This window comes from Brevundimonas sp. 2YAF1, assembly GCF_052114745.1.
Classification (GTDB): domain Bacteria; phylum Pseudomonadota; class Alphaproteobacteria; order Caulobacterales; family Caulobacteraceae; genus Brevundimonas.
Window position 1 is genome coordinate 286371 of sequence record NZ_JBFRFI010000003.1, and the last position, 24881, is coordinate 311251.

Annotated in this window: 26 protein-coding genes; 13 read left to right on the top strand and 13 right to left on the bottom strand. The window is 69.0% G+C overall.

All coding sequences use genetic code 11. The features are described 5' to 3' along the window. Positions 1 to 24: 24 nt before the first annotated feature. Complete coding sequence (locus tag AB4Y68_RS06605) at positions 25 to 831, bottom strand: ComF family protein (RefSeq protein ID WP_441454710.1); 807 nt, start codon at positions 829 to 831, stop codon at positions 25 to 27. Here AB4Y68_RS06605 and AB4Y68_RS06610 point away from each other — a divergent pair. Continuing rightward, on the top strand, positions 830 to 1714 hold the full coding sequence (locus tag AB4Y68_RS06610; RefSeq protein WP_441454711.1) for a methyltransferase domain-containing protein: 885 nt from the start codon (positions 830 to 832) through the stop codon (positions 1712 to 1714). The two genes, AB4Y68_RS06605 and AB4Y68_RS06610, sit on opposite strands and share 2 nt — an antisense overlap. A 5-nt stretch (positions 1715 to 1719) precedes the next feature. Here the strand turns inward: AB4Y68_RS06610 and AB4Y68_RS06615 are convergent, their stop codons facing one another. From AB4Y68_RS06615 to AB4Y68_RS06630, 4 genes are read right to left on the bottom strand one after another with little or no spacing between them, the layout of a single operon-like run. After that, on the bottom strand, positions 1720 to 1896 hold the full coding sequence (locus tag AB4Y68_RS06615; protein WP_441454712.1) for a Flp family type IVb pilin: 177 nt from the start codon (positions 1894 to 1896) through the stop codon (positions 1720 to 1722). A 25-nt stretch (positions 1897 to 1921) separates the two neighbouring features. Beyond that, on the bottom strand, positions 1922 to 2335 hold the full coding sequence (locus AB4Y68_RS06620) for a (deoxy)nucleoside triphosphate pyrophosphohydrolase (RefSeq protein ID WP_441454713.1): 414 nt from the start codon (positions 2333 to 2335) through the stop codon (positions 1922 to 1924). Continuing rightward, a complete protein-coding gene (argJ, locus tag AB4Y68_RS06625) occupies positions 2332 to 3711 on the bottom strand; it encodes a bifunctional glutamate N-acetyltransferase/amino-acid acetyltransferase ArgJ (protein ID WP_441454714.1) in 1380 nt (459 codons plus the stop codon). Before argJ ends, AB4Y68_RS06620 begins: the two co-directional genes overlap by 4 nt. Further along, complete coding sequence (locus tag AB4Y68_RS06630) at positions 3708 to 4667, bottom strand: peptidylprolyl isomerase (protein WP_441454715.1); 960 nt, start codon at positions 4665 to 4667, stop codon at positions 3708 to 3710. Before AB4Y68_RS06630 ends, argJ begins: the two co-directional genes overlap by 4 nt. 272 nt (positions 4668 to 4939) lie before the next feature. On the opposite strand from AB4Y68_RS06630, the gene secA reads away from it, so the two are divergent. After that, positions 4940 to 7792: a preprotein translocase subunit SecA gene (gene secA / locus AB4Y68_RS06635; RefSeq protein ID WP_441454716.1), complete on the top strand. Its 2853-nt coding sequence runs from the start codon at positions 4940 to 4942 to the stop codon at positions 7790 to 7792. A 150-nt stretch (positions 7793 to 7942) separates the two neighbouring features. Continuing rightward, positions 7943 to 9106 carry an aminotransferase class V-fold PLP-dependent enzyme gene (locus AB4Y68_RS06640; protein WP_441454717.1) on the top strand — a complete coding sequence of 388 codons (1164 nt, stop codon included), beginning with the start codon at positions 7943 to 7945 and terminating at the stop codon, positions 9104 to 9106. A 4-nt stretch (positions 9107 to 9110) separates the two neighbouring features. Here AB4Y68_RS06640 and AB4Y68_RS06645 read toward each other — a convergent pair whose 3' ends face one another. The 4 genes from AB4Y68_RS06645 to AB4Y68_RS06660 form a co-directional block, all read right to left on the bottom strand. Next, a complete protein-coding gene (locus tag AB4Y68_RS06645) occupies positions 9111 to 9560 on the bottom strand; it encodes a hypothetical protein (RefSeq protein WP_441454718.1) in 450 nt (149 codons plus the stop codon). 49 nt (positions 9561 to 9609) lie between these two features. Then, entirely contained in the window at positions 9610 to 10083 is a 474-nt protein-coding gene (locus tag AB4Y68_RS06650; protein ID WP_441454719.1) for a GNAT family N-acetyltransferase, read from the bottom strand. Positions 10084 to 10146: 63 nt separating this feature from the next. Further along, the gene (locus AB4Y68_RS06655; RefSeq protein WP_441454720.1) at positions 10147 to 11031 is read right to left on the bottom strand and encodes an alpha/beta fold hydrolase; all 885 of its coding nucleotides are present in this window, start codon (positions 11029 to 11031) and stop codon (positions 10147 to 10149) included. Between the two features lie 5 nt (positions 11032 to 11036). Beyond that, positions 11037 to 11531, bottom strand: a complete 495-nt coding sequence (locus tag AB4Y68_RS06660; RefSeq protein WP_441454721.1) for a Fur family transcriptional regulator — start codon at positions 11529 to 11531, stop codon at positions 11037 to 11039. Between the two features lie 158 nt (positions 11532 to 11689). Between AB4Y68_RS06660 and AB4Y68_RS06665 the strand changes: the two genes are divergently transcribed. Continuing rightward, positions 11690 to 12484, top strand: coding sequence for a SapC family protein (locus tag AB4Y68_RS06665; protein ID WP_441454722.1), 795 nt, complete (start codon positions 11690 to 11692; stop codon positions 12482 to 12484). Between the two features lie 163 nt (positions 12485 to 12647). Here AB4Y68_RS06665 and AB4Y68_RS06670 read toward each other — a convergent pair whose 3' ends face one another. Both AB4Y68_RS06670 and AB4Y68_RS06675 read right to left on the bottom strand, forming a co-directional pair. Beyond that, complete coding sequence (locus AB4Y68_RS06670) at positions 12648 to 13055, bottom strand: MaoC family dehydratase (protein WP_441454723.1); 408 nt, start codon at positions 13053 to 13055, stop codon at positions 12648 to 12650. Positions 13056 to 13082: 27 nt separating this feature from the next. Beyond that, complete coding sequence (locus AB4Y68_RS06675; RefSeq protein WP_441454724.1) at positions 13083 to 14105, bottom strand: NADP-dependent oxidoreductase; 1023 nt, start codon at positions 14103 to 14105, stop codon at positions 13083 to 13085. Positions 14106 to 14418: 313 nt separating this feature from the next. Here AB4Y68_RS06675 and AB4Y68_RS06680 point away from each other — a divergent pair, with 313 nt between their 5' ends. Next, positions 14419 to 14727, top strand: a complete 309-nt coding sequence (locus AB4Y68_RS06680) for a hypothetical protein (protein WP_441454725.1) — start codon at positions 14419 to 14421, stop codon at positions 14725 to 14727. 61 nt (positions 14728 to 14788) lie between these two features. Here AB4Y68_RS06680 and phyR read toward each other — a convergent pair whose 3' ends face one another. Beyond that, positions 14789 to 15583, bottom strand: a complete 795-nt coding sequence (gene phyR / locus AB4Y68_RS06685; protein WP_441454726.1) for an anti-anti sigma factor/receiver protein PhyR — start codon at positions 15581 to 15583, stop codon at positions 14789 to 14791. 195 nt (positions 15584 to 15778) lie between these two features. Between phyR and nepR the strand changes: the two genes are divergently transcribed. From nepR to AB4Y68_RS06705, 4 genes are all read left to right on the top strand, one after another. Next, positions 15779 to 15985 (top strand): anti-sigma T factor NepR, encoded by a 207-nt coding sequence (gene nepR / locus AB4Y68_RS06690; protein ID WP_441454727.1) that lies wholly within the window; start codon positions 15779 to 15781, stop codon positions 15983 to 15985. Then, complete coding sequence (locus AB4Y68_RS06695; RefSeq protein ID WP_441454728.1) at positions 15982 to 16590, top strand: sigma-70 family RNA polymerase sigma factor; 609 nt, start codon at positions 15982 to 15984, stop codon at positions 16588 to 16590. Before nepR ends, AB4Y68_RS06695 begins: the two co-directional genes overlap by 4 nt. Positions 16591 to 16672: 82 nt before the next feature. Beyond that, positions 16673 to 18331, top strand: a complete 1659-nt coding sequence (gene phyK / locus AB4Y68_RS06700) for a sensor histidine kinase PhyK (protein WP_441454762.1) — start codon at positions 16673 to 16675, stop codon at positions 18329 to 18331. Positions 18332 to 18399: 68 nt separating this feature from the next. Continuing rightward, complete coding sequence (locus AB4Y68_RS06705; protein ID WP_441454729.1) at positions 18400 to 18528, top strand: entericidin A/B family lipoprotein; 129 nt, start codon at positions 18400 to 18402, stop codon at positions 18526 to 18528. Between the two features lie 4 nt (positions 18529 to 18532). Here AB4Y68_RS06705 and AB4Y68_RS06710 read toward each other — a convergent pair whose 3' ends face one another. After that, complete coding sequence (locus AB4Y68_RS06710; RefSeq protein WP_441454730.1) at positions 18533 to 19039, bottom strand: hypothetical protein; 507 nt, start codon at positions 19037 to 19039, stop codon at positions 18533 to 18535. Between the two features lie 152 nt (positions 19040 to 19191). Here AB4Y68_RS06710 and ald point away from each other — a divergent pair, with 152 nt between their 5' ends. From ald to AB4Y68_RS06730, 4 genes are all read left to right on the top strand, one after another. Next, the gene (gene ald, locus AB4Y68_RS06715; protein WP_441454731.1) at positions 19192 to 20310 is read left to right on the top strand and encodes an alanine dehydrogenase; all 1119 of its coding nucleotides are present in this window, start codon (positions 19192 to 19194) and stop codon (positions 20308 to 20310) included. A 60-nt stretch (positions 20311 to 20370) separates the two neighbouring features. Further along, positions 20371 to 21426 carry a GTPase ObgE gene (gene obgE / locus AB4Y68_RS06720; protein WP_441454732.1) on the top strand — a complete coding sequence of 352 codons (1056 nt, stop codon included), beginning with the start codon at positions 20371 to 20373 and terminating at the stop codon, positions 21424 to 21426. Positions 21427 to 21610: 184 nt separating this feature from the next. Further along, positions 21611 to 24526, top strand: coding sequence for a DNA polymerase I (gene polA, locus AB4Y68_RS06725; RefSeq protein WP_441454733.1), 2916 nt, complete (start codon positions 21611 to 21613; stop codon positions 24524 to 24526). Continuing rightward, positions 24526 to 24846, top strand: a complete 321-nt coding sequence (locus AB4Y68_RS06730) for a GNAT family N-acetyltransferase (protein ID WP_441454734.1) — start codon at positions 24526 to 24528, stop codon at positions 24844 to 24846. The genes polA and AB4Y68_RS06730 overlap by 1 nt, the downstream gene beginning before the upstream one ends. The last annotated feature ends 35 nt before the right edge of the window (positions 24847 to 24881 follow it).

Here is a 24881-nt window from a genome sequence, read left to right on the forward strand (position 1 = left end):
AGTCTCCTTACTCAGATTAACGCCCTACTTAGGCGGTTCGCGCGCGGTTCGCACCCTCGCGATGACCGCCAGATCCACCGCACGGGCCCCGGCGGACAAAAGGACGCGGGCGCAGGCCTCGGCGGTCGCCCCGGTCGTCAGCACGTCGTCGACCAGAAGGATGCGCCGACCCTTGATCCGGCGCCGACCCGCTTCGGTGACGGCGAAGGCCTTTTTGACGTTCAGGCGGCGGCCCCGCGCCGACTTGCCGCCCTGGCTGGCGGTCGGCGCCGCCCGGATCAGGGCGTCGGGCAGGTAGTCGAGCCCGGCGCTGCGGGCCAGCGGCCGGGCGATCTCGGCGGCCTGATTGAAGCGCCGCGCCAGAAGGCGGCTCCGGTGCAGGGGCACGGGGACCACCGCGTCGGCCTCGGCCGTCACGTCCGCGCCTGCCCGGGCGATCCAGCGGGCGAACAGGGGGGCGAACTGCTGCTGGTCGCCGTGCTTGAACTTGAGGATCAGGCCGCGCGAGGCCTCGTCATAGACGCAGGCCGCGCGGGCGCGGGCGAAGGCGTAGGGCTGGACCTGACAGGCCAGGCAGCGGTCCGAGGCGAAGTCGCCGCCGTCGTATTCAAACGCCGCGCCGCAGCCGTCGCAGACCGGCGCCTCAAGGAAGACCACCCGGCTCCAGGCGTCCGGCGACAGGCCGGCCGAGGCGGCGGCCTCGCGGCTGTCATGAGCCATGGGCGGCAGCAGCAGGTCTAGCAGGCCGCGCGCCATGCCGCGCGCGCCCAGCGATATACGTGCGGTCGCGTCTTTCATTCCGGCCCGCCAGCCCCCATCCTGAACGGACATGAGCGCCCCCTCCTCCGGTCCCCCGATACTCTTCGACGCCGCCCGCCGCGCCGCGCGCCTGAGCCGCGCCGCCCGACGTTTCCCCGACGCCGACTTCCTGCACGTTCGCGCCGCCGAGAATGCGGTCAACAGTCTGGAGGTGATCCTGCGCGAGTTTCAGACGCCCGTCGACCTGTCGCCCCACCCCGGCGTCTTCGCCCGCGCTCTGGCCGACAGTCCGGCGAAGCAGCAGGTGGCCGAGGTTCGCGCCGTCGGATCGATCGCCGAGCGCGCCGCCCCGGGGGCCGGGCCTCTGGGGCTGGAGGACCAATCGGTCGACCTGATCGTCAACCTGCTGGGCCTGCACTGGGCCAACGACCTGCCGGGCGCCCTGAGCCAGATCCGCCGCGCGCTGAAGCCGGACGGTCTGTTCATGGCCAGCCTGTTCGGCGCGGCGACGCTGAAGGAACTGCGCGGCGTGCTGACCGAGGCCGAGTTGGAGGTGAACGGCGGGGCCCAGGCCCGCGTCTCGCCCTTCGCTGACGGCTTCGACGGCGCGGCTCTGCTGCAAAGGGCTGGATTCGCCCTGCCGGTGACGGACGTGGACCGGGTGACGGTGCGCTATGCCGATCCCTTCGCCCTGATGCGCGACCTCAGGGCCATGGGCGAAACGAACGTGCTGGCGGGTCCCATTCGGCCGCTGAGCCGCGCCGTTCTGGCTCGCGCCGCCCAGCTCTACGCCGAACGCCACGCCGAGGCGGACGGGCGGATTCCGGCGACGTTCGAGATGGTGCATCTGGCTGGCTGGGCCCCGCACGACAGCCAGCAGAAGCCGGCCCGGCGCGGCTCGGCGAAAACCCGGCTGGCCGATGCGCTGGGCGTCAGGAAACAGACCGGCGAGTAGGCGGTCTAGCCGATGGCCGTCGTGATGACGGCGCCGATCCAGTCGTACATGGCGCCCGACTTCGAGGTGAAGGCGCCGATGGCGGTGACGATGGCCAGGAAGACCAGGCCCGCGATCAGGCCGTACTCGATGGCGGTGGCGCCGCTGTCGTCGCGATAGAGCCGGCCGATGAAACGTCGCATCCTGGCCCCCTCCCGCGGCGGCTGGTCAGAGCAGGTCGCGCAACCAGGCGACCAGGGGTTCGTCGGCCGGCGGCATGGGATAGTCCGACAGCTTGTTCGGCTTCACCCAGGCCAGACCCGCATGTTCGCGGGCGACGACCACGCCGGACCAACGCCGACACAGATACAGTGGCATCAAGAGATGAAATGAATCGTAAGCGTGACTGGTAAACACGAAGGGGGCCAGGCAGGCCTCGTTGACGTCGATGCCCAGTTCTTCCTTCAGCTCGCGGATCAGGGCCTGCTCGGGCCGCTCGCCAGGCTCGACCTTGCCGCCGGGGAATTCCCACAGCCCCGCCAACTGCTTGCCCTCGGGCCGCTTGGCGATCAGCACCCGGCCGTCGGCATCGATCAGGGCGACGGCGACGACGAGAACGGTAGGAACCGCCGCCTCGCTCACGAGCGATAGTCCCCGTTGATCTCGATGTAGCGCTTGGTCAGGTCGCAGGTCCACACCGTGGCCGAGGCCCGGCCCGAACCCACATGCACCGTGATGTCGATCTCGGCGTTCTTCATATAGGCGCTCATCTGGGCCTCGTCGTAGGTCGGCGACGGGGCGCCGTCGACGGCGGCGACGTGGGGGCCGAAATTGATGGCCAGACGGTCGCGGTCCACGGCCTCCTCGGTCTTGCCCACCGCCATGACGATGCGGCCCCAGTTGGCGTCCTCGCCGGCGATTGCGGTTTTCACCAGGGGGCTGTCGGCGATCGACTTGGCCAGCTTGCGCGCCGAGGCGGGCGAGGCTGCGCCGTCCACGGTGATGCGGACGAACTTGGTCGCGCCCTCGCCGTCCTTGACCAGTTGGTGCGCCAGATCGAGCATGACCTTGTCCAGCGCCGCCGAGAATTCCTTCAGACGGCGGTCGCCGACCCGGCCGACGCGCGGCGCGCCCGAGGCGCCCGTGGCGAACAGCAGGGCCGTGTCGTTGGTCGAGGTGTCGCCATCCACCGTCACGCTGTTGAAGGTGGTGCGGACGTGCAGGTTCAGCAGGGCTTTCAGCACCGGCGGGGCGATATCGGCGTCGGTGACGATGAAGGCCAGCATGGTCGCCATGTCGGGCGCGATCATGCCCGAGCCCTTGGCGATGCCGGCGATCTTGACCTTGACCCCCTCGATCTCGCACTCGGCGTAGGAGCCCTTGGGGAAGGTGTCCGTGGTCATGATGCCGAGCCCGGCTTGCGCCCAGGCGTCGGCCTTCAGCCCCGCCTCGATGTCGGCCAGGCGGGCGGTGATCTTGGTCTCGTCCAGCACCACGCCGATGACGCCGGTCGAGGCCAGCATGACGTCGCGTTGGCGGCAATCGAAGCGCTTGGCGACTTCGGCAGCCGTGCGGCGGGCCGCGTCGGCTCCCGCCTTGCCGGTGAAGGCGTTGGCGCAGCCGGCGTTGACGACCAGGGCCTTGACCCCCTCGCCGCCGCCCCTATCGGCTTCCAGCTGGCGCTTGCACCAGTCGACCGGGGCCGAGCCGACCTTGTGACGGGTGAAGACGCCGGCGCAGGACGCCCCCTCGGGGAAGTGGAAGACCACCAGATCGTCGCGCTCGTGCTTGTAGAATCCGGCGCGGGCGGTGGCGATTTCGACCCCGCCGATGGGCGGAATGGTCGGGAAGGGCACGGCCAGGGGCGAGATCATCAGGCCCGGCTTGCCGGGGGAAGCCTTGGCGGCCGACGGCTGGGCGGCGCGCTTCAGGGCCGAGGTCAGCGGGTCCAGCGCCTTTTCGAGGGCGGATTCGATCATCTGGCCGGTCGAGCCGGATTTGGCGGGCGGACGGTTCATGAGGCGACGGTTCCGGCGGGGGTGACAGGCGCGGCCGGGGCCGCAGCGACAGGAGGAAGAGCGACCGACTTGGCGGCCGGTTGGGCGGCCGGTTTGGCGGGATTGAGGAAGACTTCGAGCGAGGCCTTGCCGCGAAGTTGCTCCAGCAGTTGCCGCACGCCCTCATAGGTCAGGTAGCGGACAATAAGAGGGCGGGCCTGATCCAGCGTCGGCGGCGTTTCCAGGCGGCGGTCCTCGACGCGGAGAACGGCCCAGCCGCCCTCGGTCTGGACCGGCCCGACCACGACGCCCGGGGCCTGGCCGCGCACGGCGGCGGCGTAGGCGTCGGGCAGGACGTCGAGCGTCGAATAGCCCAGGTCGCCGCCGGAATAGCGGGTGGCGTCGTCGACCGACCGCTGGGCGGCCACCGCCTCGAAGGCGGCGCCCTGGCCCAGCACCCCGACCACGGCGTCGGCCTGTTCCTTGGTGTGCGACAGGATCAGGCGGACGCGGACCTCTTCGGTCGTCTGCGCCCGGCGCTGCTGCTCCTGATAGAGCCGCTCGACCGCCTGGTCGGACACGGCGCCGCTGACGACGGATTCCACCAGCATGTCGCCGAGGATGCGTTCATGCACCGCCTCCAGCCGCCGCTGGGCCGCAGCGCTCTTGTCCAGACCGCGGCGGCGGGCCTCGGCGGCCAGCAGCTTCTGATCCACCACCTCGTCCAGCACGCGGCGGAACAGTTCTGACTTGATGTCCAGCGGGTCATCGTCGCCGATCAGGCCCTGGGCCACCGCCTCGCGACGCACGTCCGAGGCCCAGACCGAACGGTCCTGAACCCGCGCCACGACCAGATCGTCCTTCTCGGGCGGCGTTTCCACATCGCCGCGCCCGCAGGCGGCCATCAGCGTCAGGGCCAGAAGAGCCGACGCCAGCAGAGGCCGCAGGATTCGAAAGGAGGGACGCGAAAGACGCATCAGGCGCTCCGGGCAGGCGGAAAACGGGGCCGAAAAGCGAGGTCGGAGGGCCTGTCTCGCCAAGCCCATGAAAGCCCCTCGCGTTGACAGGGGTTAGGGCGGTGCTTAAGTCCCGGCTGCGCCCAAGTCGAGGGGTTTTCGATCGTCTGCGCGGCCCCTGCGCGCGTCCCGTATTTCGGGGGTCGCCGGGACCGGCGTCGATCCGGGCCTTCGATCACGACGCTTCCTGTTTCAGAGCCTTCAGCCGCTCGACCGCCTTTACCGGATCGCCCATGCTCGGCTTCGCCAAGAAAATCCTCGGCTCCTCCAACGACCGCAAGGTCAAGGCCTTCCAGGCCCAGGCGCAGAAGATCAACGCCCTGGAATCCAAGTTCGAGGCCTTCTCGGACGACGAACTGCGCATGATGACGCAGACCTTCAAGGACCGGATCGAAGCCGGCGAGAGCCTGGACAAGATCCAGAACGAAGCCTTCGCCGTGGTGCGCGAGGCGTCCAAGCGGGTCCTGGGCCAGCGTCAGTACGACGTGCAACTGGCCGGCGGCATGATCCTGCATGAAGGCGGCATCGCCGAAATGCGGACCGGCGAAGGCAAGACCCTGGTGGCCGTGGCCCCGGTCTATCTGAACGCCCTGGCGGGCAAGGGCGTCCACGTCATCACCGTCAACGACTATCTGGCGCGCCGCGACGCCGAGACCATGGGCCGCGTCTATCGCTTCCTGGGCCTCGAAGTCGGCGTCATCGTCAATGGCCTGTCGCAGGGCCAGCGTCAGGCGGCCTACAACGCCGACATCACCTACGGCACCAACAACGAATTCGGCTTCGACTATCTGCGCGACAACCTGGTCTATGACCGGCGCGAGATGGTGCAGCGGACCCACCATTTCGCCATCGTCGACGAGGTCGACTCCATCCTGATCGACGAGGCGCGCACGCCTCTGATCATCTCGGGACCGACCGAGGATCGTTCGGACCTCTACAAGATCGTCGACGCGATCGTGAAGGAGTTGATCCAGGACAAGGCCACCTACGACCTGGACGAGAAGCAGCGCCAGGCCCTGCTGACCGAGCTCGGCTCGGAACGCATCGAGGAGATGCTGGAGACCGGCGGCCACTTCGCCGAAAACACCAACGACCTGTACGATCCGGCCAACGTCAGCCTGGTCCACCACACCAATCAGGCCCTGCGCGCCAACACCCTGTACCAGCGCGACAAGGACTACATCATCAAGGGCGGCGAGATCGTCCTGATCGACGAATACACTGGCCGCATGATGACGGGCCGTCGCCTGTCCGAAGGTCTTCACCAGGCCATCGAGGCCAAGGAAGACGTCAAGATCATGCCCGAGAACCAGACCCTGGCCTCGGTGACGATCCAGAACTATTTCCGCCTCTACGAAAAGCTGTCCGGCATGACCGGCACGGCGGCGACCGAAGCCCAGGAATTCCTCGACATCTACAAGATGGACGTCCTGGAAGTGCCGACCAACCGGCCGATCCTGCGCAAGGACTACGACGACGAGGTCTATCGCACCTTCGGCGAGAAGAATGCCGCCATCGCCGCCCAGATCGCCGAGTGCCACGTCAAGGGTCAGCCGATCCTGGTCGGCACCGTGTCGATCGAAAAGTCCGAGGAACTGTCCGAAGTCCTCAACACCTATGAATACAAGGTCGAGACCGGCCGCACCCTCAAGGCCGAATACGCCGGCCGAGAGAAGGACGCCCAGAAGGTCGGCGACGACGCCTACGACATCACTTTCGTCACGGGCCGCGGCATTCCGCACAACGTCCTGAACGCGCGCCAGCACGAGCAGGAAGCCTATATCGTCGCCGACGCCGGCCTGCCCGGCGCGGTGACCATCGCCACCAACATGGCCGGTCGCGGCACCGACATTCAGCTGGGCGGCAACCTGGAGATGCGCATCCAGCGCTGGACCCAGGAACAGCGCAACATGGGCGTCGAGGTCACGCCCGAGGCGCTGGCCGTGATGGAGGCCGAGTACAAGTCCGAGATCGCGGTGAACCGCGAGACGGCCCTGGCCGCCGGCGGTCTGTTCGTGCTCGGCACCGAGCGCCACGAAAGCCGCCGCATCGACAACCAGCTGCGCGGCCGCACCGGCCGTCAGGGCGACCCCGGCACCTCGAAATTCTACCTGTCGTGCGAAGACGACCTGCTGCGCATCTTCGCCGGCGACCGTCTGGACTCGATCATGCGCAGCTTCGGCGTCGCCGAGGGCGAGGCCATCAGCCACCCCTGGCTGAACCGCGCCGTCGAGACGGCCCAGAAGCGGGTCGAGGCGCGCAACTACGACATGCGCAAGAACGTGCTGAAGTACGACGACGTCGTCAACGACCAGCGCAAGGCCGTGTTCGAACAGCGCCAGGAGTTCATGGACGCCCAGGACCTGTCGGAACTGGTGGCCGATTTCCGCAGCGACGTGATCAACGATCTGGTCGAGCGCTACATGCCGCCCAAGGCCTACGCCGAGCAGTGGGACATGGAAGGGCTGGACGAGAAGGTCCGCTCGACCCTGGGCCTCGAACTGCCGCTGCGCGAATGGGCCGCCGAGGAAGGCGTCTCCAACGAGGAAATCGAAGAGCGGCTGATGGCCGCCGCCGAGGCCCGCGCCGCCGAGCGTCTGGAAATGATCGGCGCCGACCAGACCCGCGGTCTGGAAAAGCAGTTCATGCTGCAGATGATCGACATGCAGTGGCGCGAGCATCTGGTCCATCTGGACCACCTGCGCGGCGTCATCGGCCTGCGTGGTTACGGCCAGCGCGACCCGCTGAACGAATACAAGACCGAAGCCTTCAACCTGTTCGAGACGCTGCTGCACGACCTGCGCCACAACGTCACCCGCTGGCTGATGACCGTCGAGTTCCGCTTCGAGGCCCCGCCAGCCATGGAGATGCCCGAGTTCCAGGAAATCCACCTGAACCCCGGCACGGGCGAGAACGAAATGCTCAACCCGATGGCCCAGAACCCGGAAGGCATGCTGACCGGCGACGACCGCTCCAAGCTGCCGGTCGAGGCCCTGCCCGCCGACTGGGAACGCACCAGCCGCAACGCCGACTGCCCCTGCGGCTCGGGCCGCAAGTTCAAGCACTGCCACGGCAGCTTGATCTAGGAAATACTGAGGCGGGTTCGCGAAAGCGGCCCGCCTTTTTTCTGGGTGCTCTAAATTTCCCGCTCATCCCGGCGGACGCCGGGATGAGCGGTCGAGAGGGATCCCTACCTTTTCACTTGGGCCGATGCGCGATCCGGGTAAGGTCGGAGCATGAGCTACAAGCCCCTCTTCTCGCGTGCGCTGGGCCTCGATCCCGAACGGCTGCATTTCGCCGCCCACAGCCATCACCTGTGGCCCGACGCCTCCTTCGACGCCCAGGTCCAGGCCTGGGCCGAGGCCAACCGCTTCGCCGACCGCAAGTGGGACCTGATCTTCGGCGAGGTCATTCCCGAGGCGCAAGGTCACGTGGCGCGCGAGCTGAACCTGCCCTCGCCCGACAGCCTCGTCTTCGCCCCCAACACCCATGACTTCTTGCTGCGCATCGTCTCAGGGCTCGAGACCAAGCCGGTCCGCATCCTGTCCACCGATGGCGAATTCCACTCCTTCCGCCGCCAGTCGGAACGCTGGGAGGAGGCGGGCGAGGCCGTGGTCACGCGGGTGCCGCTGCACCCCTCCGCCACCTTCGCCGAGCGCTTCGTGGCGGCGGCCCGCGCGGGCGGGCACGACCTGATCCTGGTCAGCCAGGTCTTCTTTCGCACCGGCCAGGTGTTCGACGCGGTCGCCGAACTGGCGGCTCTGGCTGATCCGGCGGGTCCGTGGGTGGTGGTCGACGGCTATCACGGCTTCATGGCCACCCCGACCGATTTGTCGACCGTGGCCGACAAGGTCTTCTATCTGGCGGGCGGCTACAAATACGCCATGGCCGGCGAAGGGGCCTGTTTCCTGCACGCCCCGCCCGGCTTCTGCCCGCGCCCGGTCATCACCGGCTGGTTCGCCGAGTTCGGCCATCTGGAAGGCCCGCCCGGCGGGGTCCAGTACCGCACCGACGGCGGCCGCTTCTGGGGCGCCACCTTCGACGTCAGCGCGCTTTATCGCTTCAACGCCGTGCGCCGGATGCTGGACGAGCGGGGGCTGAGCACCGCCGACATCGCCGCCCATGCCCGCGGGCTGCAAAGCCGGTTCCAGACGGCGGTCAGGGCCGGCGAGGCGGGCGCCCTGTCGCAGGCCGAGATCCTGAACCCGGTCGAAGGCGACGCCCCCCGCGCGCGCTTTCTGGCCCTGCGCTCGGACGAGGCCTCGCGCTGGAAGGCCGACCTGCAGCACATGAACATCGTCACCGACGTGCGTGACGACGTGATCCGCTTCGGCTTCGGCCTGTACCAGAGCGAGGAAGACGTGGAGCGGCTGATCCACGCCTGCGCCCGGCTGACCTGACGCCTCAGAAGAACAGGCTGTCGTCCTGACGCTGCGCCTCGGGCGGGCGGCGCGGCGGGGGCGGTCGCGGCGCGGGACGCGGAGACGCGGCGACAGACGGCGCGGCGGCGGGTTCGACCACATCCTCGCCCGGCACATCCGCGTCGTCGAAGATCGAGCGCCAGATCGAGGTCGCGGCCCTCGCCGGGGTTTCGGCCTGCGCTTGCGGCGGCGGCGACCCCGGCCCCACCGCCGGATAGGGCAGAGGCGACGTCGCCTCATCGCTCGACCGAATGACCGCTTCGGGCGCGGCCGCCAGGGCCGCCGCCTCGCTCTCGGGCATCGACCGGCGCGGATCAGCCGCCTTTCCCAGGACGGCCACGCCGAGCGCCAGCAGGATCAGGCCGATCACGGCGCCGATCAGCAATCCCAGGAGGATGCGCGGCAGGTGGGAAGAGGCGGCGGACGACGACATCGCCTCTCAGGCCTAGCACCGAACAGCCTGACGACAACCCAGGTTCGGATCAGAACGCCGTCCGCATGGCCTCGGTCGTCCAGCGCACCACCACCTTTTCCTCCTGGTCGGCGCCCAGGCGCGCATAGAAGCGCCGCGCCCCGTGGTTGTCCGCCCTGACCTCCCAGCGCGCGGCCAGCCCCTCGGCCGACGCCTCGGCGGCGAAGGTCCGCATCAGCGCCTCGCCAACGCCTGCGCCGCGCGCGGCGGCGGCGACGAACAGGTCGTCGAGGTTGAGATAGTCGCCGCCGCGCCAGATGCCGTAAACCCGCGTCCAGGAGACGAAGCCCACGGCGCGGCCTTCGATTTCCGCCAGCAGAAAGGCGGCGCGCGGCGGCTGGGCCGAAAGGGCCTGGGCCAGACTATCGGGCGTGGCCGCCAGATAGGCCGCATCGCCCTCATGCTCCGCCAGAGCCTGCATCAGGGCGTGCACCCGGGCGGCGTCGTCAGCCGTGGCGCGGCGCACCGTGAGTTCTGACGTCATGATGGTCGATGCCCCAACGTTCCCTTTTTGTTTTTTTAGCGTGCGCCTTGCGGCGCGCCAAGCTCAGACCGCGAGGTCGAGCAGGGCGTCGCGCACGACGTCGGGATGGGTCATGGGGAACAGATGCCCGCCACCCGCGACGGTTTCGACCTGAAGCGGGGGTCCCTTCGAGGCCGTCAGGGCGCAGAGACTGCCGGTCTCGGCCTTGAGGATGCGGACCGCGCCCGGATAGCGCCGCAGGGCGCGCCAGGGATTGTGCGCCTGGGCGGCGTAGTTGGAGGCCTCCCACGCCGGCGTGCAGGTCAGTTCGAAACCACGATCCGTCTCGCCCAGACCGTCGACGAGGTAGTCGGCCAGCATCATGTCCGACCAGCCCTTGAAGGCCCCGCGCCCGCGATAGGCGGCCAGGGCCTGTTTCCGGCTGTCGAACAGGGCGCGTCGCTTGCGCGTTCCGGCCACGATCGGATTGCGCTCGGCCAGCCGCCCCACCAGGGGCAGGTTCATCGCCAGCACCATCTCGCGGCGCCAGATCACCGGGTCCAACAGCAGCAGGCGCGACACCCGCTCGGGCCGCCCGGCCGCGGCCAGCAGGCCGCTGGTTCCGCCGATGGAATGGCCGGCCAGGGCCACGGGCAGGCCGTCGATGGCGTCCAGCAGGGCGATCAGGTCGTCGCGGTGATCCTTCCAACTACGCCGGCCGTCCGGTTGGGCGGGCAGTCGGGTGCGGCCATGGCCGCGCAGGTCGGGCGCCCAGATGCGCAGGGCGCCGGACAGGGGCTGCAGCAGGGCGCGATAGGTCCAGGCGTTGAAGCCGTTGGCGTGGACGAAGACCAGATCGACCGGACGCTTGGGATCGCCGAAGTCGAGCACGGCCATCTCGCCGCCGCCCCAGCGGTTGTCGATGGGAACGGTCAGACGACGCGGCGCCGACAGGGCCAGGGCGTCCATGCGCGTCAGGCCGCCACGCGGCAGGCCGGACAGCGGCCGTGGCCCTCGATCGTCGTGCGTTCGATGGCGTAGCCGGCCAGGGACGCCGCCTCGGCGAAGGCCTCGCCGCCGGCCGCCGCGACCTCTTCCGTCGCGCCGCAGCAGTCGCAGATCAGGAAGGCGGCGGCGTGGACGCGGCTGTCGCCGGCGTCGGCGGTGCAGGCCACATAGGCGCTGATCGAGGCGATGCGGTGCACCACGCCCCGACGCTCCAGAAACTCGAGGGCGCGATAGACCGTCGGCGGCTTGGCCGCCTGGCCGTCGGCGCCGAAGCGGGCGATCAGGTCATAGGCCTTGACCGGCTCTCCGGCCGCCAACAACAGTTCCAGCACGCGTCGGCGAGGCGCGGTCATGCGCTCGCCTTCGGCGACGCAGCGCGCCTCAACGGAGACAAGCGCCCGCGTGACCTCGGCGGGACCCGGTCGGCTGTCGGCGTGATCGTGATCGCAGGCGGCGCCCATGGCTCACAGCTAAGGGTTCGCCAGCCTCGCCGCAACCGGCCTCGGCGTCGCATGGCGCATCGAGGCGGGCCGGCGTTCGTCGAACGTCCGCGTTTGCCGCGCGCCCGACCATAGGCTAGAAGGCCCGACCTTTCTGTTCAGAGCCGATCCGAAGCATCATGACCGACACCACGTCCCAAGCGTCCGGCGCCCTGTCCGGCAACGTCCTGTTCTACACCCAGCCGGAGCCGATCTCGATCGAGGCCCACGGCAAGCTGGGCGTGACGCCGGCCGACAAGCCCTACGCCTTCGTCGCCCAGACCAATATCGTGCCGCTGACCGTGACCGAGTTCGCGCCAGCCGCCCTGTCCTATCCGATCGTCTTCGTCGGCGACCTGAAGCAGCCGGTCGTGGCCATGGGCCTGCGCCAGAACGACAACCTGTTCATCGAGAACGGCGACTTCCGCCCGGACGCCTACATTCCGGCCTATGCGCGCCGCTATCCGTTCGTCTTCGCCAACGACGACACGCAGAACCGCATGATCCTGTGCATCGACCGCGCCGCCGCCTTCGTCGGCGAGAACGCCGAGATTCCGCTGTTCGAGGGCGACAAGCCCAGCGACTACGTCAACAACGCGATGGAGTTCTGCAACAATTTCGAGCAGGAGCGCCTGCGCACGGAATCCTTCGTCAAGCTGCTGATCGACCTGGACCTGTTCGAAACCCGCGAAGCCTCCTTCACCCCGCGCAACCCGGACGGTTCGGCCGGCGAAGTGCAGAAGCTGGCCGAGTATTTCGCCGTGTCGGAAGACAAGCTGAAGGCCCTGCCGGCCGACAAGCTGGTCGAACTGCGCGACAACGGCGCCCTGGGCCAGATCTACGCCCACCTGGTGTCGCTGCTGGGCTGGGACCGCCTGATCGCCATGGCCTTCACGCGCGCCGCCGCCGAAACCCCGGTCGCCGCCAACGCCTGATCGGCGTCGGAAAGACTAAAGCAGACGCCCCGCCGGACCTCCGGCGGGGCGTTTTCCGTTGAGCGATCCCTTCTCCCCTTGCGGGAGAAGGATTCTTGGGGGGCAAACGCCCTTCGGGCTGCTTGAGCGGCTTCTCCCGCAAGGCAAGAAGGGAAAGTGGTTCTCAGCGTCGCGCGATCAGGCCCCGGGTCAGGCAGGAGAAGACCAGCCGTCCGGCTTCGTCGAGCAGGTCGTGCTGGGCGATGACGATGCCCTTCTCGTCGCCCACCGGATCCTTGCCCATGACCGTCAGGCGGCCGCGCAGCAGTTCGCCCGGCGGCGGATTGCGCAGGAAGCGCAGGCCGTCGACCGCCAGCATCTTGGCCCCGGCCCAGCCGCCGGCCTTCTCGACCGACAACCGGCTCCACAGCGCAAAGACCAGGGCGTCGGGCGCGCCGTAGGCCACGTCCCACCCCGGCGCGAACCGTTCGGCGAAGATGTCCAGCGCCTCGGCGTCCACGGCGCAGGCGCCCAGCGGAACGACCTGGCCGACCTCGAGATCCTCGAAATGGACGTGCAGCGGTTCGGTCATCCGGGGCTTCCTGTCCTGGCGCCTGGCTCAGGCGGCGGGCTCTTCCGACACCCGCACCAGCAGCTTGCCGTCATGGTCGCCGGTGAACAAGCGGTTCAGCGACGTCACCGCTCCTTCCAGGCCGTCGTCGACGTGGACCTTCCACTTGACCTTCCCCTCGGCCAGCCACGGCCCCATCTCCGCGACCATCTCCCTGGCGCGGTGGGCGTAGTCCAGCACCAGGAAGCCCTGGACGTTCAGGCGGTGGGTGATGATGCGGCTGAAGTTCGGCGAGGGCGGCATCCGCGTGGCGTTGTAGCTGGAGATCAGGCCGCAGACCGCCATGCGCGCATGGACGTTCAGCCGGTTCCACACCGCGATCATGATGTCGCCGCCGACGTTCTCGAAATTGAGGTCGACGCCGTTGGGGGCCAGCCGATCCAGCGCCGCGCCCACGTCCTCGTTCTTGTAGTCGACGGCGGCGTCGAAGCCGAGCTCCTCGGTCAGCCAGCGGCATTTGTCGGGTCCGCCGGCGATGCCGATGACGTGCGCGCCGCGCTGCTTGGCCACCTGGCCGGCGATGGAGCCGACGGCGCCCGCCGCCGCCGAGATCACCAGGGTCTCGCCCGGCTTGGCCTTCAGCACGTCGGTGACGCCGAAATAGGCGGTCAGGCCGGTCATCCCCAGCACCGACAGATTGGCCGTCAGCGGCAAGCCCGGCGCGCGGTGGACCGGGCGCAGCCCCTGTTCATTGACCACCGCATAGTCGGCCCATCCGCCCGACAGGGGCGTAACCACGTCGCCGACCTTGAACCGTTCGGACTTCGACTGCTCGACCACGCCCAGCGTCAGCCCGCGCATGACCTCGCCCAGGCCCACCGGCGGCAGATAGCCTTGAGCGTCGTTCATCCAGGTGCGGTTGGTCGGGTCCAGCGACAGGTAGAGGGTGCGGACCAGGACCTCGGCCTCCTTGAGGTCCGGGACCGGCGTCTCGATCAACTCCAGATCACCGTCCTGGACCAGCCCCTGGGGCCGCTGGCGAAGAACCCACTGACGATTGCGAAGGGCCATGGCGCGTCTCCGATGCGTTTTCTTTAAGAACCCTATAGTGCGGCTCGCCGCGCCCCTGTCGAGGGCCTTCCCAGAAAAAAGCGGACCCTTTCGGATCCGCTTGAGGTGGCATCATCGAGAATGAGGCGTGGAGCCAGCCAACCGGCGAACCGGTCGTAAGTCGGGGGGGCTTTGCCGTCTCCACGCTGACATAACGACGGCTTGCGTCGCGGGTTCCGCGCGCCGCTCAAATATAATTCCGCGCCCCGCCCCGACCGGAACAGCCGCGCCGCGGCCTGCGTTTCAGAACCAGACCTCTGAACCGGAGAGCGCGATGACCCATGAGGATCCCCACTCCCATTCCGCCGACGCCGTCGAGCACCATGCGCCAATCGAAGCCCAGTATGTCCGTCAGGGCCGCAGCGGCGTGCGCATTCTGTGGCTGCTGATCCTGTCCGGCGGGGCGGCGGCCGTCCTGTTGCTGGGCATGTGGCTGCTGAGCAACGGCGGCTTCCAGACCGTCAACCCCGACGCCGGCGGAACGCGCGAGGATTCCGCCGCCTTCAGCCGGCCGCACGCCTCGACCCCGCCCGCAGGGCCAGCGCCAGCGCCAACGACGGCTCCGGCCGCGCCGCAGCCCTGACAACCTCGGGCCCCGATGGACGCCACCGGGGCCGAAGGTCGGGAGACGGCCTCGGCGAGCGTCAGGCGGCCTGTTTCTGGCGCGAGGGGTGGAAGAACAGCGCCTGGCTGATCGCCGCCTTCACCGTCTCGGGCTGGAACGGCTTGGTGATCAGGAAGGTCGGCTCGGGCCGTTCGCCGGTCAGCAGCCGCTCGGGGAAGGCGGTGATGAAGATGACCGGCACGTCGAAGCGTTTCAGGATGTCCTTGACCGCGTCGATGCCCGACGAGCCGTCGGCCAGTTGGATGTCGGCCAGGACCAGGCCGGGGCGATGCCGCGTCACGGCGTCGACCGCTTCGTCATGGGTGGTGGCGGTGCCGGTGACGCGATGGCCCAGTTCCTTCACCAGGCTTTCGATGTCGGCCGAGATGATGGCCTCGTCCTCGATGATCAGGACGTCGGTGGCCAGTTCGGCGTCGATGTCGGTCTGGGCCTCGGCGATCAGGCGTTCGACCGTGCGCGGATCGACGCCGAGAATCTGCGCCGCTTCCGACGGGGTGAAGCCTTCCAGAGCCGTCAGCAGGAAGGCCTGGCGCGACCGCGGCGAAATCCGCATCAGACGGCGCGAGGCGTCGTCGCCGCTCTCCAGGCCGCTGCCGTCCTCGAGCTGGGCGCCCGTCGAGGACCAGATGGCGTGGAAGACGTGATAGAGGGCGACGCGCGGCGTCATGTCGGTCGGCAGCTGACGCTCGCCGGCGGCCAGCGCCTCCAGCGCGACGCGGACATAGTTGTCGCCCGTGCTCTGGTCGCCGGTCAGGGCGCGCGCGTAGCGGCGGACGTAGGGCAGATGCGGCGCAAGCCTAGCCAGAAGACTCATACAAATTTCCCCGACGGTTGAAGCCCTCAATACGAAGGCGCAGCAATCCATTCCAACGTATCAAATCCGCAACGGTTCCCGCCCCTTTCGCAAGCTTGAGCATAAAAATGCGCGACGCTAGGAACTCTTCCACCGAGGCGGCGTTTTCCGCTTCCATGAACGACACCTCAAGGCTTGGGCGGCGGCCGGAACTCCATGATTGATTCAAAAGACACCAGCCCGCGTCCCGACGCGCCCGCGTCGAAGGACCAGGGTCTGGAAGAGGTGCGTCTGCGCCAGCAGGCCATCGGCGTGAAGTTGCGCCACATGTTCGACCAGGTGGTCAACGAACCGGTCCCGGACGAGTTCCTGGACATCCTGCGGCGGGCCGACGAACGGTCGTCGGCCAAGGAGGGCCAGTGAGCATCTCGAGCGCGCCGCCCAAGCCGCCGTCGGCCGACGACGCGGCCTTCAAGAAGGAATTGGTGACGCTGATCCCGCATCTGCGGGCCTTCGCGCGCACCCTGACCGGCGACCCCACTTCGGCGGACGACCTGGCCCAGGAAGCGATGATGAAGGCCTGGGACGCCCGGGCCAGTTATCAGATGGGCACCAACATGAAGGCCTGGACCTTCATGATCCTGCGCAACCAGTTCTACTCCGAAAAGCGCCGCTCCTGGCGCCAGACCCAGTTGGATCAGGAAGCCGCCGAACGCACCCTGGTCGCGGTCGACGATCCCGAGGCGCCGGTCGCCCTGGACGAGTTGCGTCAGGCGCTGAAGACCCTGCCCGAAGAGCAGAGGGAAGCCCTGATCCTGGTCGGGGCGGGCGGCTTCGCCTACGAGGAGGCTGCCGAGATCTGCCAGTGCGCCGTCGGCACGGTCAAAAGTCGCGTATCACGGGCGCGCAAGGCGCTGCAGGCGACGCTGGAGCGGGGCGGTTACGGTCGCGACGGCAAGGCCGCGGGCGACGCCATGCGCTCCATCCTGGCGGACGCCGACAGGTTGAGCGGCGCCGGGCGAACCTAGGGTGCTGCGGTTCGGCCGCGCCTGGGCCCGCCGACTGAGTCGCCCCAGCGTTCAGGGCATCCGCTTTCGTCTGGGCCTGGCCATGGCCGCCGCCCTGCTGCCGATCCTGCTGCTCAGCGCGATCCAGACCCAGGCCGAATTCCGACGCCAGGCGGACGAACGCCGCATCGACCTGCAGTTGTCGGCCGAGCGCAGTTCCACGGACGCCAAGGCCAGGATCGACAGCACCGTGGTGCTGCTGCAGGCCCTGGCCCCCGAAGCGGTCGGCTTTTACTGCGAGCCGCGCCTGACGGCGCTGGTCGCCCGGCTGGACGCCATCTCCGCCCTGCACCGCTACAGCGCCACCGGCGAAGAGGTGTGCGCCTCACGGTCGCCCGACCGGGCCGCCGGGCCGAACAACGTCCGCCCGCAGGACTGGTACCAGCGCCTCAGGCTCGGCGAAGACGTGGTCATGGAGCGGGCGCCGAACGACCCCAACTCGCTCATCGTCGCCGTCCGATCGGAACGGCCGCTGGGCGCGTTCCAGGGCGCCGTCGCGGCCGTGATCCCGCTGACGGCGCTTCAGCCCGACATCTTAGATCCAGCCCTGCCGCCGGGCGCCCAGTCGGCCTTGACCGACGCCGAGGGGCGCATCCTCGTCTCGACCGATCCGACCGTCTTCGACCTGACCGACAAGGGCGACGGGGCCCTGACCGACTGGGTGGCCGAGGCGCGCCAGGGGCGGTCCTCGCTGTTCGAAAGCCGCGATACCGCCGGGCGTTCGCATGTCTACGCCGGCACCGCCCTGGCGGGGCGCGATCTCTTCGTGCTGCTGTCGGCCCCGGCGCCCGGCATTCTGTCGTGGGCGCGGCTCAATCCGATCGGCACCCTCCTGCTGCCGCTCGGGGCCTGGGCCCTGGCCTTCGCCGCCGTCATGCTGCTGTCCGAGCGGATCGTGATCCGCTGGCTCGGCTATCTGGAACGCGTCGCCGCCATCTACGCCCGGGGCCGGTTCTCGGTGCGTCCGATCCAGGCCGAGCACGCCCCGGCCGAGATCCGCGTCCTGGCCCGCACCCTCGGGACGCTGGGCGACACCATCACCCGCCGCGACAAGGCCCTGCTCGACTCGCTGGACGAGAAGGACGTGCTGATGCGCGAGATCCACCACCGGGTGAAGAACAACCTTCAGATCATCTCGTCGCTGCTGTCGATGCAGCAGCGGGCGGTGACCGACCTGGCGGCCCGCTCGGCCCTGGGCGACACCCGCCAGCGGATCACCGCCCTGGCCCTGATCTACCGCACCCTCTACCAGAGCGACGACATCCGCGAGGCCGACGCGCGCACCTTCCTGACCGAGTTGGTCGGACAACTGGTGGCCGGCGAGGCCATGCGCGGCCCCCTGGTCACCAGTTCGGTCCAGGCCGACCCCCTGGTGATCGACCCCGACAAGCTGGCGCCCATGGCCCTGTGGCTGGTCGAAGCCGTCTCCAACGCCCAGAAGCACGCCTTCGCCGGGCGCGGCGGCGACCTGCAGGTCCGCTTCCGCGTCCACGGCGACACCAGCGTGCTGGAGGTTCAGGACGACGGCCCCGGCATGGGCGACGCGATCATCGGCGCAGGGGTCGGGCGGACCCTGATGAGCGCCTTCGCCAAACAGCTGCGCGGCCAGGCGGAGATGGTCGAGGCCCCGGGCGGCGGCTCCATCGCCCGCCTCACCTTCGCGACGCCCGACGCCCAGGCCCCGTCGCCGCGGCCAGCTTGAGAGGAACCGCCCCGCTCTGGTCGCGTTGATCCGGCGATGGGCTTTTTGCCCCTTTTCAGGAGCCGACCATGCGCAAATCGTTCATTCTCGTCGCCGCCGCCGCCCTTCTCGCCATCGCCGCCTGCAACACCGTCGCCGGCGCGGGTAAGGACACTCAGGCCGCCGGCCGGGCCGTCGAAGACGCCGCCAAGCATTAACGCCTCAGGCGAACGCCGCGCTCCAGGGCGCGGCCTCGCCGTCTTCATCGCCAGCAGGGGAAGCCGGCTGGCGCGGAGGCCGCGCGGATCGGCGCCGTCGGGTCCCGGGACGCCGCCAGAAACGGACCGCCGCCTCGACGCCGCGACGCAGCCGAGTCTTGACCAGCGGCAGGCGCGCATGGCCGGCGATCAGGCTGACGGCGACGACCACCTCGACATAGGCCAGGACGTCGCCGGCCATCAGCAGCGCCAGTTCGAGCGGCATCAACTGGATCATCAACAGCGCCCCCGCCAGAACCGCAACGGCCCGCAACGCCGACCCGCCGAACGCCACGCCGGTCTTCTCCAGAACAAAAGCCCTGCTGGGCCGATGCCCCGCGCAGGCCAGACCCGCCAGCGCCAGAAACAGGGGCAAAAGCGGAACCCCGCCCGCCGACAGGCCCGGCGCGGCGGTCAGAGCCGCCAGCAGGGCCAGGCTGAGCCACAGCCGATCCGCCTGATCATCGAACATTCCGCACCCCCAAGCTTGGCCATTCAAAATGGGACGGCCGGCGCGCGCGGCAAGACCCTGGCGGAACAGCGTCACGCCGCTGGTCGTTTCGACGGCGCGGGTTTAGCGTTCGCGGGCCCCGCCGGGAGGGCGAGAACTCAGGGACGAAATCCATGCGCGTCGGCGTGCCCCGCGAGATCAAGACCAACGAACACCGGGTCGGGCTGACGCCCACGGCGGTGCGCGAGTACGTGGCCCACGGCCATGAGGTCCGCATCGAGACCGACGCCGGACTGGGCGCGGGCTTCACCGACGCCGACTACGTCAGGGCCGGCGCCAGCATCGTCGCCGACGCCGAAACGGTCTTCGCCGACAGCCAGATGATCGTGAAGGTCAAGGAGCCGCAGCCGGTCGAATGGGCGCGGCTGCGGCCCGACCACATCCTCTTCACCTACCTGCACCTGGCGCCTGATCCCGAACAGACCCAGGGGCTGCTGGCCTCGAACTGCGCCGCCATCGCCTATGAGACGGTGACCGACAGGAACGGCGGCCTGCCGCTGCTGGCGCCCATGTCCGAGGTGGCCGGGCGCATCGCCGTCTTCTCGGCGGCCGAGACCCTGTTGAAGCACAACGGCGGCATGGGTCTGCTGTTCTCCGGCGTGCCGGGCGTGGCGCCGGCAAGGGTTCTGGTGCTGGGCGGCGGGGTCGTGGGGCTGAACGCCGCGCGCATGGCCATGGGGCTGGGGGCCGAGGTGGTGGTGCTGGAGCGCTCCATTCCCCGGATGCGCGAGATCGACGAACTGACCGGCGGGCGGGTCATCACCCGCTATTCCTCCATCGGGGCCATCGAGGAGGAACTGGTCAAGGCCGACGTGGTGATCGGGGCCGTCTTGGTCCCCGGCGCCGAGGCCCCCACCCTGGTCCGGCGCGACCAGCTGAAGTCGATGAAGCCGGGCAGCGTCCTGATCGACGTCGCCATCGACCAGGGCGGCTGTTTCGAGACCTCCCGGCCGACCACCCACGAGGATCCGACCTATGTCGTCGACGGGGTCGTCCACTACTGCGTCGCCAACATGCCGGGGGCTGCGCCGCGCACCAGTTCCGAAGCCCTGAACAACGCCACCCTGCCCTTCGGCCTGGCCCTGGCGGACAAGGGTCTGGAGGCCCTGAAGCAGGACCCGCATCTGGCGCACGGCCTCAACGTGCTGAAGGGCGAGATCACCTATCCCGCCGTGGCCGAGGCCCTGGGCCTGCCGTGGAGCGATCCGTTCGGGGTGTGGGCGCGGGGCTAGAATTGCGCTTGGCTTTTCACTGGCCTGTAAATCGCCGCTCTCTTCGGCCATAAGGCCGAAATGAAGTTCCTCGACCAGGCCAAGATCTACATCCGTTCGGGCGCTGGCGGCGCCGGCGCCGTCTCGTTCCGCCGCGAGAAATTCATCCCCAACGGCGGCCCCGACGGCGGCGACGGCGGCAAGGGCGGCGACATCTGGGTCGAGGCGGCGGACGGGCTGAACACCCTGATCGACTTCCGCTATCAGCAGCATTTCAAGGCCCAGACCGGCCACCACGGCCAGGGCCGCCAGATGCATGGCGGCAAGGGCGAGGACGTGGTCCTGCGCGTTCCCGTCGGCACCCAGGTGCTGGACGAGGACAAGGAAACGGTCCTGGTCGACATGGACAAGGCGGGTCAGCGGGTGAAACTGCTGTCCGGCGGCAACGGCGGCTGGGGCAACACCCGGTTCAAGGGCCCGACCAATCAGGCCCCGACCCACGCCAACCCGGGGCAAGAGTTCCAGGAACGCTGGATCTGGCTGCGACTCAAACTGATCGCCGACATCGGTCTGGCGGGCCTGCCCAACGCCGGCAAGTCGACCTTCCTGGCGGCCGTCTCGGCGGCCAAGCCCAAGGTGGCCGACTATCCCTTCACCACCCTGACGCCCAACCTCGGCATGGTGGACCTGAGCCCGTCCGAGCGCTTCGTCATCGCCGACATCCCCGGCCTGATCGAAGGCGCCCACGAGGGCGCGGGTCTGGGCACCCGCTTCCTGGGCCACGTCGAGCGTTCGGCCAGTCTGATCCATCTGGTGGACGGCACGCAGGACGACGTGGCCGAGGCCTACCGCATCATTCGCGGCGAGTTGGACGCCTATGGCGAAGGTCTGGCCGACAAGGTCGAAATCCTGGCCCTGAACAAGATCGACGCCCTGACGCCCGAAGTCCGCGAGGAGAAGATCGCCGAGCTGGAGGCCGCCGCGGGCAAGCGTCCGATGCTGGTCTCGGGCGTGTCGGGCGAAGGCGTGCCGGAACTGCTGCGCGCCGCCTGGGCCGAGGTTCGCAAGACCCGCGGCGAGATCACGGTCGAGGGCGCGGCTGTCATCCCCGAGACGCCAGGCGGCTGGCAGCCGTAGGGCGACACCTCACTTCCCGCTCATCCCGGCGGACGCCGGGAACCAGTGAGAACCGCCTGCACCGCCGTCAGAATTCCTGATCGCGGCGCCGAGCGCCAAAGAACTGGATCCCGGCGTCCGCCGGGATGAGCGGAACAGGAATCACATGGATGACGGGGGGCCTCGGCCCCCCTATGTTCGCGCCATGACCGACGCGCCCATCGAATCCGCCGCCCGCCCCCTGACCCAGGACGGACCGCCGCCCCGGCTGTGGCTGATCGACGCCTCGGCCTATATCTTCCGCGCCTATCACGCCCTGCCGCCCCTCACCCGCAAGTCGGACGGCCTGCCCGTCGGCGCGGTGCAGGGCTACTGCAACATGTTGTGGAAGCTGATCCGCGACATGAAGGGCGAGGATGGCCCGACCCATCTGGTCGCCGTCTTCGACCACTCGGACAAGACCTTCCGCAACGATCTCTACGATCAGTACAAGGCCCACCGCCCCCCGGCGCCCGAGGATCTGGTGCCGCAGTTCCCCCTGGTGCGCGAGGCCACCGCCGCCTTCGGCGTGCACGGCATCGAACTGGCCGGCTATGAGGCCGACGACCTGATCGCCACCTATGCCTGCAAGGTCCGCGACCTGGGCGGCGAGGCGGTCATCGTCTCCTCCGACAAGGACCTGATGCAGCTGATCGGCGACGGCGTGGTCATGTACGACCCGATGAAGGACCGGCGGCTGGACGAAGAGGCCGTGTTCGAGAAGTTCGGCGTCACGCCCGACAAGGTGGTCGAGGTTCAGGCCCTGATCGGCGACAGCGTCGACAACGTCCCCGGCGCCCCCGGCATCGGGCCGAAGACGGCGGCCCAGCTGATCCACGAATACGGCGACCTCGACACGCTTCTGGCCCGCGCGGGCGAGATCAAGCAGCCCAAGCGGCGCGAGACCCTGATCGCCTTCGCCGACCAGATCCGCCTGTCGCGAGAGCTTGTGACCCTGACCTGCGACGCCCCGGCGCCCGAGGCGATCGACGACTTCCTGATCCGCGATCCCGACCCGGCGGTGCTGTCGGAGTTCCTGGAGCGGATGGAGTTCCGCTCGCTGCTGCGTCGCGTCGGCGACGGCAAGGCGCCGCAAAAGGAAGGCTCGACCTTCGCCCGCCAGCCGACGGCGCCGGTGGCCACGCCGCGCTATGGCCAGACCGAGGTCGCGACGCCCGCCGAGGCCCACGAGTTCGACCGCGACAAGTATGAGTGCGTGCAGTCGCTGGAGGACCTGGACCGCTGGATCGCCCGCGCCCGCGCCGTCGGCGTCATCGGCTTCGACACCGAGACGGACGCCCTGTCGTCCACCCACGCCGGGCTGTGCGGCGTCTCCATCGCGGTCGGGCCGAACGAGGCCTGCTACGTCCCCCTGACCCACGATCATGAGCCGACCGGCGACGCGTCGCTCAGCGGCGGTTTCGACTTCGGTCTGGAACCGGCCCAGGGGGAGACGCGCGAGCCGCTGACCCAGATTCACAAGCCGACCGCGCTGGAGCGGCTGAAGGCCCTGCTGGAAGACCCCGCGGTGCTGAAGGTCGGCCAGAACATCAAATACGACCTCGCCGTCATGGCCCGTCGCGGCATCCGCGTGGCCCCGATCGAGGACACCATGCTGATCTCTTACGTCCTCGAGGGCGGCCTGCACGGGCACGGCATGGACGAACTGGCGCGGCTGCACCTCGGCCACGAGCCCATCCCGTTCAAGAGCGTGGCGGGCGTCGGCAAGAGCCAGAAAAGCTTCAAGCACGTCGAGCTGAAGCCGGCGACCTGCTACGCCGCCGAGGACGCGGACGTGACCCTGCGCCTCTACAAGCTGCTGAAACCGCGTCTGGCGACCGAGCGCCTGACCACCGTCTATGAGACGCTGGAGCGCGGCATGCCCGCCGTCCTGGCCGACATGGAGCTGAACGGGGTGCGGGTCGATCCCGACCGCCTGCGCTCCCTGTCCTCGACCTTCGGCCAGCGCATGGCCGAGCTGGAGGAGCAGGCGCACAAGCTGGCCGGTCGCCCCTTCAACATCGGCAGTCCGCGTCAGATCGGCGAGATTCTGTTCGGCGAAATGAGCCTGCCCGGCGGCAAGAAGACCGCCAGCGGCCAATGGGGCACCGAGGCCAGCGTGCTGGAAGAACTGGCGCTGACGCATGACCTGCCGCGCGCCATTCTGGACTGGCGCCAGCTGTCCAAGCTGAAGGGCACCTATACCGACGCCCTGGTCGCGGCCTCGGACCCGACGACCCACCGGGTGCACACCTCCTACCAGCTGGCGGCGGCGACGACCGGCAGGCTGGCCTCATCCGACCCCAACCTGCAGAACATCCCGATCCGCACCGAGACCGGCCGCCTGATCCGCCAGGCCTTCATCGCCTCGCCGGGCCATGTGCTGATCAGCGCCGACTACAGCCAGATCGAACTGCGGCTGCTGGCCCATATCGGCGACATTCCCGAGCTGAAGCGCGCCTTCAAGGCGGGCCTCGACATTCACGCCGCCACGGCGTCGGAGATGTTCGGCGTGCCGGTCGAGGGCATGCCGTCCGAGACCCGCCGCCGCGCCAAGGCCATCAACTTCGGCATCGTCTATGGCATCTCGGCCTTCGGTCTGGCGGCCCAGCTGGGCATCGATCAGGGCGAGGCCGGGGCCTATATCAAGACCTATTTCGAGCGTTTCCCCGGCATCCGCGCCTACATGGACAAGACCAAGACCTTCGTGAAGGAGCACGGCTTCGTCACCACCGTCTTCGGCCGTCGCATCCACATCCCGGCCATCCATTCCAAGTCAGGCGCCGAGCGTCAGTTCGGCGAGCGCGCCGCCATCAACGCCCCGATCCAGGGCGCCGCCGCCGACATCATCCGCCGCGCCATGATCCGCATGCCCGCCGCCCTGACCGAGGCGGGCCTCAAGACCCGCATGCTGCTGCAGGTCCACGATGAACTGATCTTCGAAGCCCCCGAGGCCGAGGCCGAACGCGCCCTGGCCGTGGTGCGCCAGATCATGGAAGGCGCCGCCGACCCCGCCGTGGCCCTGACCGTCCCCCTGGTGGTCGAGGCCAAGGCCGCCGCCAACTGGGACGAGGCGCACTGATGAAGACCGACATGAACCTGGACCCCGACATCCACGACAACGCCGAGGCCCGACGCTACGAGCTGACGGTCGACGGCGAGACCGCCGTGGTCCTCTACAACCCCGTGGCGGGCGGGTTGCTGGTCACCGAGACCCTCGTGCCGGTCCCGCTGGAGGGGCGCGGCCTCGCCAGCCGGATGGCGAGGCATGTGCTGGCCGACCTGAAGCAACGCGGCCGGGTGATCCTGCCGACCTGCCCCTTCTTCGCCGGCTATCTGAAGAAGCATCCCGAATACGGCGACCTCGTGCATCCGGCCTATCGGACCGCGCTGGGTTTGTAAGGGGGCCTGCAAGGTCGCCTCGGACGCCCGGCCCT

Coding starts and splice junctions, on each gene's coding strand:
- AB4Y68_RS06610 (WP_441454711.1), top strand. CDS start 830: ATGAGCGCCCCCTCCTCCGGTCCCCCGATACTCTTCGACGCCGCCCGC.
- AB4Y68_RS06605 (WP_441454710.1), bottom strand. CDS start 831: ATGTCCGTTCAGGATGGGGGCTGGCGGGCCGGAATGAAAGACGCGACC.
- AB4Y68_RS06615 (WP_441454712.1), bottom strand. CDS start 1,896: ATGCGACGTTTCATCGGCCGGCTCTATCGCGACGACAGCGGCGCCACC.
- argJ (WP_441454714.1), bottom strand. CDS start 3,711: ATGAACCGTCCGCCCGCCAAATCCGGCTCGACCGGCCAGATGATCGAA.
- AB4Y68_RS06630 (WP_441454715.1), bottom strand. CDS start 4,667: ATGCGTCTTTCGCGTCCCTCCTTTCGAATCCTGCGGCCTCTGCTGGCG.
- secA (WP_441454716.1), top strand. CDS start 4,940: ATGCTCGGCTTCGCCAAGAAAATCCTCGGCTCCTCCAACGACCGCAAG.
- AB4Y68_RS06640 (WP_441454717.1), top strand. CDS start 7,943: ATGAGCTACAAGCCCCTCTTCTCGCGTGCGCTGGGCCTCGATCCCGAA.
- AB4Y68_RS06645 (WP_441454718.1), bottom strand. CDS start 9,560: ATGTCGTCGTCCGCCGCCTCTTCCCACCTGCCGCGCATCCTCCTGGGA.
- AB4Y68_RS06650 (WP_441454719.1), bottom strand. CDS start 10,083: ATGACGTCAGAACTCACGGTGCGCCGCGCCACGGCTGACGACGCCGCC.
- AB4Y68_RS06655 (WP_441454720.1), bottom strand. CDS start 11,031: ATGGACGCCCTGGCCCTGTCGGCGCCGCGTCGTCTGACCGTTCCCATC.
- AB4Y68_RS06660 (WP_441454721.1), bottom strand. CDS start 11,531: ATGGGCGCCGCCTGCGATCACGATCACGCCGACAGCCGACCGGGTCCC.
- AB4Y68_RS06665 (WP_441454722.1), top strand. CDS start 11,690: ATGACCGACACCACGTCCCAAGCGTCCGGCGCCCTGTCCGGCAACGTC.
- AB4Y68_RS06670 (WP_441454723.1), bottom strand. CDS start 13,055: ATGACCGAACCGCTGCACGTCCATTTCGAGGATCTCGAGGTCGGCCAG.
- AB4Y68_RS06675 (WP_441454724.1), bottom strand. CDS start 14,105: ATGGCCCTTCGCAATCGTCAGTGGGTTCTTCGCCAGCGGCCCCAGGGG.
- AB4Y68_RS06680 (WP_441454725.1), top strand. CDS start 14,419: ATGACCCATGAGGATCCCCACTCCCATTCCGCCGACGCCGTCGAGCAC.
- phyR (WP_441454726.1), bottom strand. CDS start 15,583: ATGAGTCTTCTGGCTAGGCTTGCGCCGCATCTGCCCTACGTCCGCCGC.
- nepR (WP_441454727.1), top strand. CDS start 15,779: ATGATTGATTCAAAAGACACCAGCCCGCGTCCCGACGCGCCCGCGTCG.
- phyK (WP_441454762.1), top strand. CDS start 16,673: ATGGCCGCCGCCCTGCTGCCGATCCTGCTGCTCAGCGCGATCCAGACC.
- AB4Y68_RS06705 (WP_441454729.1), top strand. CDS start 18,400: ATGCGCAAATCGTTCATTCTCGTCGCCGCCGCCGCCCTTCTCGCCATC.
- AB4Y68_RS06710 (WP_441454730.1), bottom strand. CDS start 19,039: ATGTTCGATGATCAGGCGGATCGGCTGTGGCTCAGCCTGGCCCTGCTG.
- ald (WP_441454731.1), top strand. CDS start 19,192: ATGCGCGTCGGCGTGCCCCGCGAGATCAAGACCAACGAACACCGGGTC.
- obgE (WP_441454732.1), top strand. CDS start 20,371: ATGAAGTTCCTCGACCAGGCCAAGATCTACATCCGTTCGGGCGCTGGC.
- polA (WP_441454733.1), top strand. CDS start 21,611: ATGACCGACGCGCCCATCGAATCCGCCGCCCGCCCCCTGACCCAGGAC.
- AB4Y68_RS06730 (WP_441454734.1), top strand. CDS start 24,526: ATGAAGACCGACATGAACCTGGACCCCGACATCCACGACAACGCCGAG.